Origin of the sequence: Agrobacterium sp. CGMCC 11546, assembly GCF_013365515.1 — a bacterium.
Lineage (GTDB): Bacteria > Pseudomonadota > Alphaproteobacteria > Rhizobiales > Rhizobiaceae > Agrobacterium > Agrobacterium fabrum.
Window position 1 is genome coordinate 944993 of sequence record NZ_CP047388.1, and the last position, 16630, is coordinate 961622.

A 16630-nucleotide genomic window follows, 5' to 3' on the forward strand; every position below is an offset into this window, starting at 1 on the left:
TCAGCGATCGGATGCGAAGGAGCGGATTGCGATACCGTCAGCTTCGAAACGGCGGCGGATTTCCTGGGCGATGGCGACCGCACCGGGGCTGTCGCCATGCACGCAGATGGATTGCGCCTCGATTTTTATGATGCTGCCATCGATAGCCTCCAGCGTGCCTTCGCGGGCAAGCTGCACCATGCGCTCGGCGATTTTTGCTGCATCATGCAGCACGGCACCGGCTTCGCGGCGGGAGACGAGCTGGCCTTCACGCGTATAGGCGCGGTCGGCAAAGGCTTCGGCAACGACGGCAAGACCTGCCTTGCGGGCAAGATCGAGGATGGGCGCGTTGGCAAGGCCCATCAGTACCAATGATGAATCGATGGCCTTGATGCCGTCGATGACGGCCTGCCCCTGTTTCGCGTCATTGGCGATGCGATTGTAAAGTGCGCCATGTGGCTTCACGTAACGCACCGTGGTGCCGGCAGCGGCGGCAACGCCTTTCAGCGCGCCGATCTGGTAAATGACATCGGCGATCAGTTCTTCCGAGGTCGCGTCCAGATCGCGGCGACCGAAGCCGACGCGGTCCGGATAGGAAACATGGGCGCCGACGACCACGCCTTTTTCGGCAGCGGCCTTGACGGTGCGGTAAATGCCGGCCGGGTCGCCTGCGTGAAATCCGCAGGCGATGTTGGCGCTGGAGACGATGGCAAGCATTGCCTCGTCATCCCCCATGCGCCACGCGCCGTAACTTTCGCCAAGATCACTGTTGAGATCGATAGCGGCCATGTTTGCCTCCCTTTAGAGCATTTCCAGCAAAAGTGCGTAGCGGTTCTGCGTCCGGAAAATGCGTAATAACAGATATGTAGAGCGTTTCCGCTTTTCTGCGAAATGCGGAAACGCTGTAGTTTATTACAGGCCGAGCAGGCCGAAGATGGTGCCGGCGGACTTGTAGCCCATGTACCATGTCAGTGCGCAGGTCAGAACGCCAAGCCCGAGCAGAATGCGCGAGTAGCGATGGCCCCCCATCAGGTCTTCGCGTTTCCACGCGGCAAACAGGAAAATGCTGAGGCCGATGGGCAGGATAAGACCGTTCAGACCGCCGACGAAGACCAGCATGGCCGCGGGCGGGGTGGTGATCAACAGGTAGCAGACGAGCGAGACGGCGATGAAAACGACGGTCGCCATATTGCGGGCGCGCTCGCTCATGTCCTGCTTGAAGACGGGCAGGAACGAGACGGAGGTATAGGCCGCGCCGATGACGCTGGTGATGGCCGCAGCCCAGAAGATGATGCCGAAGAGGCGGAAGCCGAGATCGCCCGCGGCCGACCGGAAAGCCTGTGCGGCGGGATTGGCGGCCTGGCCCGATGTATCGATGACGACGCCGCTGGCGACGACACCGAGAATGGCGAGGAACAGCACATAGCGCATGATGCCGGTGACGGCGATGCCGGTCAGCGCGGCGCGGTTGACGGCGGGCAGGTTTTCAATGCCGACCATTCCACGGTCAAGCAGGCGGTGCGCACCGGAATAGGTGATGTAGCCGCCAACGGTGCCGCCGACGATGGTGGTGATGGTCGCGAAATTGATCGTATCCGGCAGGAAGGTCTGGCGGAAGGCATCACCCACCGGCGGTGCCGAAACGAATGCCACATAGAGCGTCAGCACGATCATCAGGATGCCGGCGAAGATAATGAACCGGTCGACTGCCAGCCCTGCGCGCTTCGAAACGAAGATGGCGATGGAGAATATCGCGCTGATGGCGCCGCCTATTTTCGGGTCCAGCCCGAAAATGGCGTTCAGGCCAAGCCCGGTGCCGCCGATATTGCCGATGTTGAAGAACAGGCCGCCGATGATGACGAGAATGGCCAGGAAATAACCGGCCCCGGGAATGGCGGCATTGGCGATATCGGATGCGCGCATACGCGTCAGCGTTACAATGCGCCAGATATTCAGCTGCACGACGAAGTCGATGAGGATGGAGGCGAGAATGCCAAAGGCAAAGGCTGCGCCAAGCTGGGTGGTGAATGTCGCCGTCTGAGTTATGAAGCCGGGACCGATGGCGGATGTCGCCATCAGGAAGATCGCTCCCAGAAGAGATGCGCGTTTTGACATTTTGAGATCGGCAGTCGGGGTGAGCTTTTTCTGCTCCATGGATTTTCTCCGCTTCACTCGCTATCCGCCCCTCGCGGATGCTTTATGCGAAGAAGTTTGTCCTGTTCCGTGAAATTGTCAATATTGTTCAACAATAAATAATAATCGTTCTCTTATTTTGTTCATTTGTTGGACGTTATGCGCATGAATTCATCACGTTTTTTTCGTGCTTTGCTAATGCTTTGTGCTATGGGCAGAACATGCCGTGTCCGAACATGCCTGTCACGGAATTCCCGATGCTGCATTGCTCTTCAGAAAGGAGCGCCATGACGGAAACGATAGAGGGTCTGCCGCTTGCGGATCGATTGGCCAAGGGTATTCGCACCCTGCTGATATCAGGTGAGCTGGCGCCGGGGCAGCGCCTTTCCGAGGCAGCCTTCAGCGAACGTTTCGACGTCTCCCGCAACTCCCTGCGCGAAGCCTTCCGGCTTCTGACCAAGGATGGGTTGCTGCGCCATGAAGCCAATCGCGGCGTGTTCGTCGCCGTGCCCACCATGTCTTCGGTCATCGATATCTATCGCGTGCGGCGCATGGTGGAATGTGGTGCGCTGCGTCAGGCCTGGCACAAGCATCCCGCCATCAAGGCGATGCGCGCAGCCGTCGAGGATGCCAAGATCAGGCGTGAAGAGGCCGACTGGCTGGGCGTGGGCAGCGCCAACATGAAATTTCATGCAGCGGTTGTCGATCTTCAGGACAGCGCCAGGATCAGCGATTTTTACGAACGTATCGCCGCGGAACTCAGGCTTTGTTTCGGCCTCCTAAAAGACCCCGAACAGCTTCATTCCCCTTTTGTCGACATGAACAGCAAGATCCTGTCGTTGATGGAGGAGGGCAAGGCGCAGGAAGCGGGCAACGAGATGGAACTCTATCTCAATCTTTCCGAGCGCACCGTCCTGAAGGCGCTTGAACGCGCCGTCGAACACACATCCTGACATGACAGTCGGCAGGCGGGAAAACACCCCTTGCCGCTCCGCGCCATTTTTGCCGGGTCAGGCAATTGCCAAGTTTGCTGCGCTGCGTCATCAATGCTGACATGACGCTTCGCGACCTCACCATTCTTGTCATAGACGAAAACGCAATCCGCGCCTCCATCATCGAGGAAGGGCTGCGCGAGGCCGGCTACCAGCGCGTCACCGTCATCCATGAAGTGAACGGGGTGGCGCGCACCATCGAGACGCTGCAGCCCGACGTTATCTTCATCGACCTTGAAAATCCCAACCGTGACATGATGGAGCATCTGTTCCAGCTCACCCGCACGGTGGGACGACCCATCGCGATGTTTGTCGATCGTTCCGATACGGCCTCCATCGAGGCGGCCGTCGAGGCAGGCGTTTCCGCCTATGTTGTCGACGGGCTGAAGAAAGAGCGGGTGAAACCCATTCTCGATATGGCGGTCAGCCGCTTCAACGCCTTCAGCCGCCTGCAGCGGGAACTCGCCGATGCCAAATCGGCGCTGGAGGAGCGCAAGGTCATCGAGCGGGCCAAGGGCATTCTGATGAAGATGCGCGGTCTTTCCGAAGAGGAGGCCTTTGCGCTTCTGCGGCAGACGGCGATGAACGAGAAAAAGAAGATTTCCGAGATCGCGCAAAGCGTGGTCACCGCGGCGGGTCTGTTGATGTAACGACACCGCCGGCCGGACAGTGTGGAGTGTAAGATATGGCGGCACCGGAAAAAACCGCAGGATCGAAGGGCGAAGCAACGCAAATGCGCGACGCACCCGCACTGGTGGGCAGCGACCGGCAGAAGATTCTGCGTGCGGGCTTCATTCCGCTTGTCGATGCATCCGTGCTGATTGCCGCTGCCGAATTTGGTTTTGCCGACCGCGAAGGGCTGGTGCTCGATCTCGTGAAGGACGTCTCCTGGGCGAATGTGCGTGACCGGCTGGCCTTCCGGCAATTCGATATCGCCCATATGCTGTCGCCGATGCCGGTTGCCTCCATGCTCGGACTGGGTTCCAATCCGTCACCGACGATAACACCCTTCTCGCTCGGACGCGGCGGCAATGCGATTACGCTTTCGACCCGGCTTTTTGCGCGGATGAAGGCATTGACAGGGCTTTCGGAGACGGCGGGTGCACTCGAAAATGCCAGGGCCCTGAAGCTTGTGCTTGACGATATGCGGGCGCGCGGCGAAGCGCCGCCGACGCTCGGCATGACCTATCCGTTTTCCTCGCACAACTACGAATTTCGCTATTGGCTCGCCGCCGGCGGTATTCATCCCGATCATGACGTCAAGCTGGTGGTGGTGCCGCCGCCCATGACCTCGGATGCCCTGGCCGCAGGCGCCATCGATGGCTTCTGCGTCGGTGCGCCATGGAACATCGTCGCCGCCGAGCGCGGTGTCGGCAGGATCGTCGCCGCCAAGCAGGATTTGTGGCCTTCCGCACCCGAAAAAGTGATCGGCATGCGGCCCGAATGGGCGGAAAGCCAGCAGGAAACGGTCGGGCGCCTGCTGACGGCACTCGATGCCGCCGCAAGCTGGTGTGATCTCGCGGATAATCACGACGCGCTGAGTGGCGCACTGGCGGATCCACGTTATATCGGCGCGCCGCAAAGCATCATCCGCCGCGTGCTTGCGGGAGAATTCAGCATCGACAGCCAGGGCAACCGCCGGGTCATCGACAAATATTTCACCTTCCATGGCGACCACGCCAATTATCCGCGTCAGAGCCAGGCCTTGTGGATTTACAGCCAGATGATCCGCTGGGGGCAGGCGGAATTGTCTGAGACCGGCGTGAACGCCGCTCTCTCCGCCTATCGGCCGGATATTTATCGGGCGGCCTTAGGCGACGGGAAAGCGCCTGGTGGTGCCGATATCCGCATCGAGGGGCGGGACGAGGGAGACCGTTTCGTGGATGGCGTCGTGTTCGACCCTGCCGATATCGCCGGTTATGTGAACAGCTTTGCCGTGCGCACATCTGTACCCATTTCCGCTCCTTCGGGTGAGGCATGATTGGCCTTGCGCCTTTCAGACTGCGCAAAATTCAAGCGCGAATTTTTCCGCTCTGCACAAAAGAAAGACGAAGAAACGGCTGATTAAAATTTAATCGGGCGCTTTATTTTTGTGAATTAGTTTTTATTTTCAATAGTTTATATTTGTTTTTGTTAACTGGCACGCCTCTTGCGTCCTATTTTTTGCACCGGTCAACGGCGATCGGAGCAAGCAAGGCGCGGCATAGGCGCTTTCAGAGACATAGACGTCGCAAGGTTTTGCTGCCCGGAACAACTCCTGTTCCGAAGGCGCAAACACCGAGCGGCGTTTTTTTTATTTTCAGGTTTTTTCGCAAGCGAAGACGTCATCCAAAGCGGTGGCTCAATAAGGGGAACATGCGAATGAAGAAGATATTTTCCGGCACCGTCAGCCGCCGCACGATACTGAAGACGACAGCCACCGCAGCTCTCGTCACTGCCGTTCGCACCGCGTTTCCGTCAGGCGCTTTCGCGGCCACCGCAGAGCCGGAAGTGAAGGGTGCAAAACTCGGTTTCATCGCGCTCACCGACGCCGCGCCGCTCATCATTGCGGCCGAGAAGGGACTTTTCGCCAAGCACGGCATGCCTGAGGTCGAGGTTCTGAAACAGGCCTCCTGGGGGGCGACGCGCGACAATCTCGTGCTCGGCGGCGCCTCGAACGGCATCGATGGCGCGCATATCCTGACGCCGATGCCCTATCTCATGCATACCGGCAAGGTGACGCAGAACAACGTGCCGGTGCCGATGACGATCCTCGCACGCCTTAATCTCGACAGCCAAGGCATTTCCGTCGCCAAGGAATATGCAGAGACCGGCGTCCAGCTCGATGCCTCCAAGCTGAAGGCGGCTTTCGAGAAAAAGAAGGCCGAAGGCAAGGAAATCAAGGCCGCCATGACCTTCCCCGGCGGCACGCATGATCTCTGGATCCGCTACTGGTTGGCTGCCGGCGGCATCGATCCGGACAAGGACGTCTCCACCATCGTCGTTCCGCCGCCGCAAATGGTCGCAAACATGAAGGTCGGCAATATGGACGTCTTCTGCGTGGGCGAGCCGTGGAACGAGCAGCTCGTTAATCAGGGCATCGGCTTTACTGCCTGTACCACCGGGGAACTCTGGAAAGGGCATCCGGAAAAGGCGCTCGGCATGCGCGCCGACTGGGTGGAAAAGAACCCCAACGCCACCAAGGCCTTGCTGATGGCCGTGATGGAAGCGCAGCAATGGTGCGACGAGATGGCGAACAAGGAGGAGATGTCCACCATTCTCGGTAAACGCCAGTGGTTCAACGTGCCGCCGAAGGATGTTCTCGGTCGCCTCAAGGGCAATATCAATTACGGCAACGGCCGGGTGCTGGAAAACACCGGCCTGCAGATGAAGTTCTGGCAGGAGCACGCCTCCTATCCCTTCCACAGCCACGACAGCTGGTTCATCACTGAAAACATCCGCTGGGGCAAATTTGCGCCGGATACTGACGTGAAGGCGCTGGTTGCGAAGGTGAACCGCGAGGATATCTGGCGCGCAGCGGCGAAGGATCTCGGCGTTGCCGATCTTCCCGCCTCCACCTCGCGCGGCAAGGAAACCTTCTTCGACGGCAAGGTCTTCGATCCCGAAAACCCGTCCGCCTATCTCGAAAGCCTTTCCATCAAGGCGGCCTCCTGAGGAGGAGACCGGGTGTCGCCCCTCATCCGCCAGTGCCCGCCTTTCGGCGGCCGAGACTGAAGACCGGATGAGGGGTGAGCCCAGACCGCAACCGACATCAAGAGGAAATGCCCATGTCCGCATTGGCCCGAAAATTCAACGAAGAGCCGCAGCAGCCGGCGGTGCAGAAGGCAAACGTCGTGGCACTTTCGCCCAAACATCTGCCGCGGATCGATCTGCGCAAATGGGGTGCTGCGGTGGCCCTCTACACCATACCACCGCTTGTCGTCCTTGCCGTCCTGCTCGGCGTCTGGCAGCTGCTCTGTTCCGCCCCCGGCTCATCGCTGCCGCCGCCTAGCCAGGTCTTTGAGGAAAGCTACGATCTTATCGTATCGCCGTTTTTCCATAATGGTTCGCAGGATATCGGCCTTGGCCTGCGTGTGCTGGTCTCGCTGGAACGGGTGGCTTACGGTTTCGGTCTTGCCGCTATCGCGGGCATCATCCTTGGCGCTGTGATCGGCCAATCGGTCTGGGCGATGCGCGGTCTCGACCCGATCTTTCAGGTACTGCGCACCGTGCCGCCGCTGGCCTGGCTGCCGCTGTCGCTCGCTGCCTTTCAGGACAGCAATCCGTCGGCCATTTTCGTGATCTTCATTACTTCGATCTGGCCGGTCATCATCAATACGGCGGTCGGCGTGCGCAACATCCCGCAGGATTATCGCAATGTCGCGAAGGTGCTGCGGCTGAACCAGATCGAATTCTTCTTCAAGATCATGCTGCCATCGGCAGCGCCCTATATCTTCACCGGCCTGCGCATCGGCATCGGCCTCTCCTGGCTCGCCATTGTGGCTGCCGAAATGCTGACCGGTGGCGTCGGCATCGGCTTCTTCATCTGGGATGCGTGGAATTCCTCGCGCCTGCCCGACATCATCGTAGCGCTCGCTTACATCGGCGTTGTCGGCTTCATGCTCGACAAGCTGGTAGCGGCGCTCGGCAAGGTCATCACCCGCGGCGCTGCGGCCAACTAAAAGGGCGACCATCATGAACGCTTATCTGAAGCTCGATCATATCGACAAATATTTCGACAAGGGCGGTTCGCGCGCCGAGGTGCTTAAAGGCATCAACCTGACCATCGAGAAAGGCGAATTCGTCTCCGTCATCGGCCATTCCGGCTGTGGCAAGTCCACCATGCTCAACCTCATCGCCGGGCTGACGAAGGTTTCGGCCGGTGCCGTTCTGCTCGAAAACCGTGAGGTTAACGAGCCGGGTCCGGAGCGCGCCGTCGTGTTCCAGAACCACAGCCTGCTGCCGTGGCTTTCGGTTTACGAAAACGTCAATCTTGCCGTCGACAAAGTCTTCCGCAACACCAAGACGCGGAGTGAGCGGCACGACTGGGTCATGCGCAATCTCGACCTCGTGCAGATGGCCCACGCCAAGGACAAGAAACCGTCCGAAATTTCCGGCGGCATGAAGCAGCGTGTCGGCATTGCCCGCGCGCTCGCTATGGAGCCGAAAATCTTGCTGCTGGACGAGCCTTTCGGGGCGCTCGACGCCCTGACCCGCGCCCATCTTCAGGATGCGGTGATGGAAATCCACGCCCGGCTTGGCAATACCATGGTGATGATCACCCATGATGTGGACGAGGCGGTGCTGCTTTCCGACCGCATCGTGATGATGACCAACGGTCCCGCCGCCCACATTGGCGAAGTGCTTGACGTGCCGCTGCCGCGCCCGCGCAACCGCATCGAGCTTGCATCCGACAAGATCTACCTCAAATGCCGCGAGGCCGTGCTGAAGTTCCTTTACGAACGTCACCGCTTCGTCGAAGCCGCGGAGTAATCACCATGACGCAAAAACTCGTCATCATCGGTAATGGCATGGCGCCGGGGCGCATGCTGGAAAACCTGTTCGAAACCGCACCCGGCCTCTACGACGTCACCATTTTCAACGCCGAACCGCGCGTCAATTACGACCGCATCATGCTCTCGCCGGTGCTCTCGGGCGAAAAGAGCTATGAAGACATCGTTATCCATAATGACGAATGGTATGCCGCTAACAATGTGACGCTGCACAAGGGCGCGAAAGTTACCGGCATCGACCGGGACAACAAGACCGTCACCAGCGAAAACGGCATCACGGCTTCCTACGACAGACTGGTGATCGCCACCGGCTCTCTTCCCTTCATCATCCCCGTTCCTGGCCATCAGTTGCCGGGCGTGCTTGCCTATCGCGATCTCGATGACGTGACAAAGATGCTCGAAATCGCAGAGGGGAAAGGCCGCGCCATCGTCATCGGCGCGGGCCTTCTTGGGCTGGAAGCGGCTTATGGCCTCAAGCGTCAGGGCATGGAGGTCACCGTCATCCACCTGATGCCGACGATCATGGAGCGCCAGCTCGATCCGGCAGCCGCCTATCTTCTCGAAAAGGCTCTGAACGAGCGCGGCATCGACATCATCACCAAGGCCAATACCAAATGCATTCTTGGTGAGGAGAAGGTCGAGGGCATCGAGCTGGAAGACGGCCGCGTTATCAAGGGCGATATGGTGGTGATGGCGGTCGGCATTCGCCCCGCCTCCGGCCTCGCAAAGGAAGCCGGCATCGCCGTCAATCGCGGCATCGTCGTGGATGACGGCATGATGACCTCGGACGCCTCGATCTACGCGCTTGGCGAATGCGCCGAGCATCGTGGCATGTGCTACGGGCTGGTTGCGCCGCTCTATGAATCGGCGCGGGTGCTGGCTGACCGGCTGTGCGGTGGTTCGGCGGAATATCACGGCTCCGTCACCAACACGAAGCTGAAGGTCACCGGCATCAATCTGTTTTCCGCCGGTGATTTCGCGGAGGGCGACGACCGCGAGGAAATCGTGCTGCGCGACGCCACCGCTGGCGTCTACAAGCGCCTGATCCTCAAGGAAAACCGCATCATCGGCGCGGTTCTCTACGGTGAGACGGCTGATGGCTCGTGGTTCTTCGACCTGATGAAGAAATCGACCGATATTTCCGCCATGCGCGAAACCCTGATTTTCGGCCAGGCCTATCAGGGAGGGTCTCCGCTGGACCCTATGGCGGCCGTTGCAGCCTTGCCGGATGATGCGGAAATCTGCGGCTGCAACGGCGTTTGCAAGGGTAAGATCACCTCGGCCATCACCTCCAAGGGGCTGACCTCGCTGGATGATGTGCGCGCCCACACCAAGGCGTCCGCCTCCTGCGGCAATTGCACCGGCCTTGTCGAGCAGTTGATGACGCTGACGCTCGGCGATACCTACAACCCCGCCGCCGTGCAGCCCATGTGCAAATGCACCGATCTCGGCCACGACGATGTGCGTCGTCTCATCAAGGCCAAGGGCTTAAAGACCATTCCCGCCGTGATGCAGGAACTGGAATGGAAAACCTCCTGCGGCTGCGCCAAGTGCCGTCCGGCACTCAATTATTACCTCGTCTGCGATTTCCCGGACGAATATGCCGACGACTACCAGTCCCGTTACATCAACGAGCGCGTTCACGCCAATATCCAGAAGGACGGCACCTATTCGGTCGTTCCGCGCATGTGGGGCGGCGTCACGAACGCCGACGAGCTTCGCGCCATCGCCGATGTCGTCGACAAGTTCGAGATTCCCCTGGTGAAAGTCACCGGCGGCCAGCGCATCGACCTTCTCGGCATCGAAAAGGAGGATCTGCCAGCTGTCTGGGCTGATCTGGGCAAGGCCGGCTTCATCTCCGGTCAGGCTTATGCCAAGGGGTTGCGTACAGTGAAGACCTGCGTCGGCGAACAATGGTGCCGGTTCGGCACGCAGGATTCCACCGGGCTTGGCATCCGCATCGAAAAATTCATGTGGGGCTCGTGGACGCCGGCCAAGCTGAAGCTCGCGGTTTCCGGCTGTCCGCGCAACTGCGCCGAGGCCACCTGTAAGGATATTGGTGTCATCTGCGTCGATTCCGGTTTTGAGATCCACTTCGCCGGTGCCGCCGGTCTCGATATCAAGGGCACGGAAGTGCTGGGGCTCGTCCACACCGAGGATGAGGCGCTGGAGCATATCGTCGCGTTGACCCAGATGTACCGTGAGCAGGCGCGGTATCTTGAGCGCATCTACAAATGGGCCAAGCGCATCGGTTACGACGAGGTTCGCCGCCAGATCATGGGCGATACTGACAAGCGCAGGGCCTATTTCGAGCGCTTCGTCTTCAGCCAGAAATTCGCGCAGGTCGATCCCTGGTCGGAACGTGTGTCCGGCCACGACAAGCACGAGTTCAGGCCCATGGCGGCAATCGGTTTCAGCGAGGCAGCGGAATGAGAACGATGGACAGCAACTGGATCGATATTGGCGATATTTCCGACATCCCGCTGCGCGGTGCGCGCTGCGTAAAAACGCCGATGGGCAAGATTGCGGTGTTCCGCACGGCAGAAAATCAGGTCTTCGCGATTGAGGATCATTGCCCGCACAAGGGCGGGCCGCTCTCCCAGGGCATCGTGCATGGGGCGTCGGTGACGTGTCCGCTGCACAATTGGGTCATCTCGCTGGAAACCGGCAAGGCGCTGGGGGCGGATGAGGGGGAGGTGCGGACGATTCCCGTGCGTAATCTGGATGGGCGGCTGTCCATCGCGCTTGAAACTCTGATGATTGCGGCGGAGTGAATTGTAATGGCGGCGAAGATACCCCCCTCTGTCCTGCCGGACATCTCCCCCACAAGGGGGGAGATCGACAAGCGGAAGTCTCCTCGTTTCCCGTCCACCGGCGACGACGCCAGTTGTGAAGGGAAGTTTGTGCCGCGATTGATCTCCCTCCTTGTGGGGGAGATGCCCGGCAGGGCAGAGGGGGGTAAGCGTCATACGCCGAGAGGGCAACTCGATGCCCGCTGAAACCAAAACCACCTGTCCCTATTGCGGCGTCGGCTGCGGCGTCATCGCAACTGTTGCCGATGCCGGCATCATTTCCGTCAAAGGCGATCCGGACCATCCCGCCAATTTTGGCCGACTATGCTCCAAAGGCTCGGCTCTCGCCGAAACCATCGATCTCGACGGCCGCCTCCTCTACCCGGAAATTGCCGGCAAACGGGCGGCATGGGACGAGGCGCTCGATCTCGTCGCTTCCCGGTTTTCCGAGGCCATCGCAAAGCACGGCCCGGACTCGGTCGCCTTTTACGTTTCCGGCCAGTTACTGACGGAAGATTATTACCTCGCGAACAAGCTGATGAAAGGTTTCATCGGCTCGGCCAATATCGACACCAATTCAAGGCTCTGCATGTCGTCCTCCGTCGCCGGCCACCGCCGCGCCTTCGGCGCGGATACGGTGCCGGGAACCTACGAGGATATGGAGCTTGCCGATCTGGTGATCCTCACCGGTTCCAACCTCGCCTGGTGCCATCCCGTTCTTTATCAAAGGCTGGCGGCGGCGAAGGCGGCGCGGCCGGGGATGAAGGTCGTCGTCATCGATCCGCGCCGGACGATGAGCGCTGATATTGCCGATATGCACCTTGCAATCCGCCCGGATGGCGATGTGGCGCTGTTTACCGGCCTGCTGGCGCATCTTTTCGCCAGCAGCGCAATAGACCGCGGCTACGTTGAAAACCACACGGCCGGTTTCGAGGCCGCCACGCAGGCCGCAAGTGAGCATAGCCTGCCGGAAATTGCCGAGGCCACCGGCCTGACCATCGCCGAACTGATTCCCTTTTATGAATTGTTCGAGCGCACGGAAAAAACCGTCACCTGTTACAGCCAGGGCGTCAACCAGTCGGAGAGCGGCACCGACAAGGTCAACGCCATCATCAATTGCCACCTCGCCACCGGTCGTATCGGCAGGCCGGGCATGGGGCCGTTTTCGCTGACTGGTCAGCCGAACGCCATGGGCGGGCGCGAGGTTGGCGGGCTGGCAAACATGCTGGCCGCCCATATGTCCATCGAAAGTGCTGAAGATCGCGACCGCGTGCAGCGCTTCTGGGCCTCGCCCGCCATCGCGCAGAAACCCGGTCTCAAGGCGGTGGATATGTTCCGGGCGGTGGCTGATGGCCGCATCAAGGCGCTGTGGATCATGGCCACAAACCCAGTCGTATCCATGCCGGATGCCGGTGCCGTCGAGGCGGCGATCAAGGCCTGTCCTTTCGTCGTCGTCTCCGATGTCATGGCCAATACAGACACGGCCCGCCATGCTCATGTTCTTCTGCCCTCGCTCGGTTGGGGCGAAAAGGACGGTACCGTTACCAATTCCGAACGACGCATTTCCCGTCAGCGCAGCTTTCTCGATGCACCCGGCGAAGCGAAAGCCGACTGGTGGCAGATGGCGGAAGTGGCCCGACGCATGGGCTTCGACGCTGCTTTTGCTTACCAGCAGCCCTCGGAGATTTTTGCAGAACATGCGGCCCTTTCGGGTTTCGAGAATGCGGGGCGTCGTGATTTTGATATCGGCGGAAGCGAACGCGATTCCTACGAGACGATGACACCCTTCCAGTGGCCGAAAGCCGGGGCCGGCGAGGCCGAGGTGACCCGCTTTTTCGCGAATGGCCGGTTTTATCATGCCGATGGCAAGGCACGCTTCATCGCCACCGCCCTGCCGGAGACGGACAGAACATCGGCGCACTATCCGCTGACGCTAAATACCGGCCGCATTCGCGATCAATGGCACACGATGACGCGCACCGGCAAAAGCGCGCGTCTCACCGCCCATATTGCCGAACCTTTTGCAGAAATTCACCCGCGCGACGCAAAGGCACTAGGAATAAAAAGCGCCGATCTGGTGGAGTTGGAAAGCCCGCACGGCAAGGTGCTGTTGCGGGCCCTGATCAGTGAAAGGCAGGCGCGCGGGTCGGTTTTCGCGCCGATGCACTGGAACGATCAGTTCGCCCCGCGGGCGCGGATCGACGTCATTGTCGCGCCGGTCACGGACCCGCATTCCGGCCAGCCCGCTTCGAAAAACGTGGGCGTGAGGGCAAGGCGTTTCGAGGCGAGCGCCTACGGTTTTGCCATCTCCAATACCCGGCCGGCTGCACCGGACTGCTCCTACTGGGCGATCGCCAAGGCCGAGGGAGGCTATCGCATGGAGCTTGCCTTCGCGGAAGCGCCTGAAGACTGGACGCTCTGGGCGCGGCGGGTCTTCGGCATCGATGTCCGGATCGAGCCGCTGGGGTATAGCGACCGGCAGACGGGGGATCTGCGCCTTGCCTTTTTCGACGGCGATACGCTGCTTGCAGCGCTGTTCATCGCGCGGGAGCCGGTGGCGGTCGCCCGCAACTGGGCGATATCGCAGCTTTCCGAACGGCATGAGGATTTGCGCATGCGTTTTGCGCTGGTCGCCGGTCGTCCGGGGGCCGGGCGGGCCGATCCGGGCGCCACGGTCTGCTCTTGCTTTAATGTCGGGGTGAACCAGATCACCGCTGCCATTCGTGATGGTTGCCACAGCGTCGAAGCCATCGGCAAGACGCTGAATGCCGGAACCAATTGCGGCTCCTGCCGCGCCGAAATCAGGGGAATCATCGATGGATGCCTTAAAACCGCAGCGGAATGAACCGGCCCGTATGGAGAGGCTCGCCAAATTGCCGGTCTTCTGGAGGCTCGAGGGTAAGCGCGTCGTTCTGGCAGGCGGATCGGACGGAGCAGCTTGGAAGGCGGAACTGTTGTTGGCCTGCGGGGCGCAGCTTGATCTTTATTGCGAGGAAAGCGGGCTTTCGGAAAGCCTCGCGACGCTCGTCGCAAAAAGCCCGATGCTGACATGGCATGACCGTTGCTGGGATGCAGATATTTTCAAAGGGGCGGAACTGGCGCTGGCAGATTGCGAAACTGAAGAGGAAGCCGGAAGATTTTATCATGCCGCGCGGGCAGCAGGCGTGCCGGTCAATGTCATCGACAAGCCGGAATTCTGCCAGTTCCAGTTCGGCTCCATCGTCAATCGCTCACCGGTGGTGGTGTCGATCTCCACCGATGGTGCCGCGCCCATTCTGGCGCAGGCCATCCGCCGGCGCATTGAGACATTGCTGCCGCTTTCGCTCAAGGATTGGGGTGCGCTTGCCCAGACAATTCGAGAGCGTGTTAATCTGCGGCTTGCGCCTGGTGCGGCACGGCGCTCCTTCTGGGAAAAATTCGTCGACCGGGCTTTTACCGAAAAACTGGACGAGGATAGCGAAGAACGGCTGCTCACGGATATCGGCGCGCAGCCCGTCCGGGCAGAATCGGGACGTGGTTTTGTGACGCTGGTGGGCGCGGGACCGGGCGATGCTGAGCTTTTGACCCTGAAAGCGGTGCGTGCCCTGCAGGCGGCCGATGTCATCCTGTTCGACGATCTCGTCTCGGCGGAGGTGCTGGAACTGGCGCGGCGGGAGGCCAAGCGCATGCTGGTCGGCAAGCGCGGCGGTCGCGAAAGCTGCAAACAGGAAGACATCAACGACATGATGATCCGCTTCGCCAAGGCCGGTAAACGGGTGGTGCGGCTGAAATCCGGCGATCCGATGATTTTCGGACGTGCCGGCGAGGAGATCGCGGCGCTGGAAACCGAAAATATCCCGGTCGAGGTTGTGCCTGGCATCACCGCCGCAAGCGCCATGGCCTCACGTCTCGGCGTTTCCCTGACCCATCGTGACCATGCCCAATCCGTTCGGTTCGTCACCGGACATTCGCGGCAGGGAAAGCTGCCGGAAAATATCGACTGGCAGTCCCTGTCGAACCCTTCGGTGACCACGGTGTTTTACATGGGCGGGCGAACCGCCGCGGACATCCAGTCTTGCCTGCTCGCCCACGGCATGCCCGCCTCGACCCCCGTGGTTGTGATGATTTCCGTCAGCCGGGTGAATGAACAACCCTGGTGCGGTTCGCTCGCGCAACTGGCTGCTGCAGTCGAGAGGCTGGGCGTGAAAGAACCCGTGCTGATCGGTGTCGGGGATGCGTTCCGTTCCGCTTCTGTCAACCGCGGAGAACAGACCCCTGCTGCGCCTTTTCAAAAAGCCGGCTAATAAACTTTTTGATCAGGCCCCTGCATTCTTCAGGAAAATCCGCAAAGTGGTGGCTAACGCCGCTATAAAACCCTCCCTTGACATTGGTTTTTCGTTCGCTCTTCAATAAAACGAAAAAATTGGAAGAGGAGGGAAGCTGAAATGCTGCTCACACCGCGTCAGGATGAAATCGTTGCGCTGGCGAAAGCGAACGGCCGGGTGCTGGTCGACGAACTGGCGGCGCGGTTTTCGGTGACCCCCCAGACGATCCGCAAAGACCTCAACGATCTCTGCGATACACGGGTGCTGACCCGCATTCATGGCGGCGCGCTTTTTCCGAGCGGCAATGAAAACGTCAAATACGAGGCGCGGCGGGCGATTGCTTCTGTCGAAAAACAGGCGATCGGGGCCGCTGCCGCGGCCCTCATTCCCAACAATTCTTCGCTTTTCATCAATATCGGCACGACTACCGAAGCGGTGGGTGAAGCGCTGGCGGATCATCATGAATTGATGGTGATCACCAATAATATAAACGTCGCCAACAGGTTAAGGGTGTTCCCGGGCATTGAGGTGGTGATTGCCGGCGGCGTGGTGCGTGGCTCCGATGGCGGTATCGTCGGTGAGGCGGCAGTGGATTTTATCCGTCAGTTCAAGGTCGATTTCGCCGTAATCGGTGTTTCGGCCATCGATGAGGACGGGGCTCTGCTGGACTTCGACTTCCGGGAGGTCAAGGTGGCGCAGGCGATCATCTCCAATGCCCGCCATGTCATTCTGGTTTCGGATTCACTGAAATTCGAACGCACGGCCCCGGTGCGCATCGGCCATCTTTCGCAGGTTCATACCTTCATCACCGATCATTGTCCGATTGATTCCATCCGCAGCATCTGTGCCGATCATGATGTCCGGCTAATCGAAACCGAGGCCCGTGACGCCTGATCGAGCGGCGTCGGAATTTCGTTTGACATTCGTTTTGTCTTCGA

The 16630-nt window shown here is 60.0% G+C and carries 13 protein-coding genes; 11 read left to right on the top strand and 2 right to left on the bottom strand.

Annotated features, from left to right (window positions below):
- Complete coding sequence (locus GSF67_RS19090) at nt 1–768, bottom strand: LamB/YcsF family protein (protein WP_006315507.1); 768 nt, start codon at nt 766–768, stop codon at nt 1–3.
- 123 nt (nt 769–891) lie between these two features.
- Nucleotides 892–2133, bottom strand: coding sequence for an NRAMP family divalent metal transporter (locus tag GSF67_RS19095; RefSeq protein WP_006315508.1), 1242 nt, complete (start codon nt 2131–2133; stop codon nt 892–894).
- 266 nt (nt 2134–2399) lie between these two features.
- Between GSF67_RS19095 and GSF67_RS19100 the strand changes: the two genes are divergently transcribed.
- The 11 genes from GSF67_RS19100 to GSF67_RS19150 all read left to right on the top strand — a co-directional run bounded on the left by GSF67_RS19100 (nt 2400) and on the right by GSF67_RS19150 (nt 16586).
- A complete protein-coding gene (locus GSF67_RS19100; RefSeq protein ID WP_010973419.1) occupies nt 2400–3065 on the top strand; it encodes a GntR family transcriptional regulator in 666 nt (221 codons plus the stop codon).
- A gap of 101 nt (nt 3066–3166) precedes the next feature.
- Entirely contained in the window at nt 3167–3754 is a 588-nt protein-coding gene (locus GSF67_RS19105) for an ANTAR domain-containing response regulator (protein ID WP_006699921.1), read from the top strand.
- A gap of 35 nt (nt 3755–3789) precedes the next feature.
- Nucleotides 3790–5085, top strand: a complete 1296-nt coding sequence (locus GSF67_RS19110; RefSeq protein ID WP_006315511.1) for a CmpA/NrtA family ABC transporter substrate-binding protein — start codon at nt 3790–3792, stop codon at nt 5083–5085.
- Nucleotides 5086–5465: 380 nt separating this feature from the next.
- Entirely contained in the window at nt 5466–6758 is a 1293-nt protein-coding gene (locus GSF67_RS19115; RefSeq protein ID WP_006315512.1) for a CmpA/NrtA family ABC transporter substrate-binding protein, read from the top strand.
- A 113-nt stretch (nt 6759–6871) separates the two neighbouring features.
- Entirely contained in the window at nt 6872–7765 is an 894-nt protein-coding gene (gene ntrB, locus GSF67_RS19120; RefSeq protein ID WP_006315513.1) for a nitrate ABC transporter permease, read from the top strand.
- Nucleotides 7766–7778: 13 nt separating this feature from the next.
- Nucleotides 7779–8576: an ABC transporter ATP-binding protein gene (locus GSF67_RS19125; RefSeq protein WP_006315514.1), complete on the top strand. Its 798-nt coding sequence runs from the start codon at nt 7779–7781 to the stop codon at nt 8574–8576.
- Between the two features lie 5 nt (nt 8577–8581).
- Entirely contained in the window at nt 8582–11029 is a 2448-nt protein-coding gene (gene nirB / locus GSF67_RS19130) for a nitrite reductase large subunit NirB (RefSeq protein WP_006315515.1), read from the top strand.
- Nucleotides 11030–11034: 5 nt separating this feature from the next.
- Complete coding sequence (nirD, locus tag GSF67_RS19135) at nt 11035–11370, top strand: nitrite reductase small subunit NirD (protein ID WP_003519747.1); 336 nt, start codon at nt 11035–11037, stop codon at nt 11368–11370.
- A gap of 214 nt (nt 11371–11584) precedes the next feature.
- Nucleotides 11585–14233: a nitrate reductase gene (locus tag GSF67_RS19140; protein WP_006312921.1), complete on the top strand. Its 2649-nt coding sequence runs from the start codon at nt 11585–11587 to the stop codon at nt 14231–14233.
- On the top strand, nt 14205–15671 hold the full coding sequence (gene cysG / locus GSF67_RS19145) for a siroheme synthase CysG (protein ID WP_006312920.1): 1467 nt from the start codon (nt 14205–14207) through the stop codon (nt 15669–15671). Before GSF67_RS19140 ends, cysG begins: the two co-directional genes overlap by 29 nt.
- A gap of 141 nt (nt 15672–15812) precedes the next feature.
- A complete protein-coding gene (locus GSF67_RS19150) occupies nt 15813–16586 on the top strand; it encodes a DeoR/GlpR family DNA-binding transcription regulator (protein WP_006312919.1) in 774 nt (257 codons plus the stop codon).
- The last annotated feature ends 44 nt before the right edge of the window (nt 16587–16630 follow it).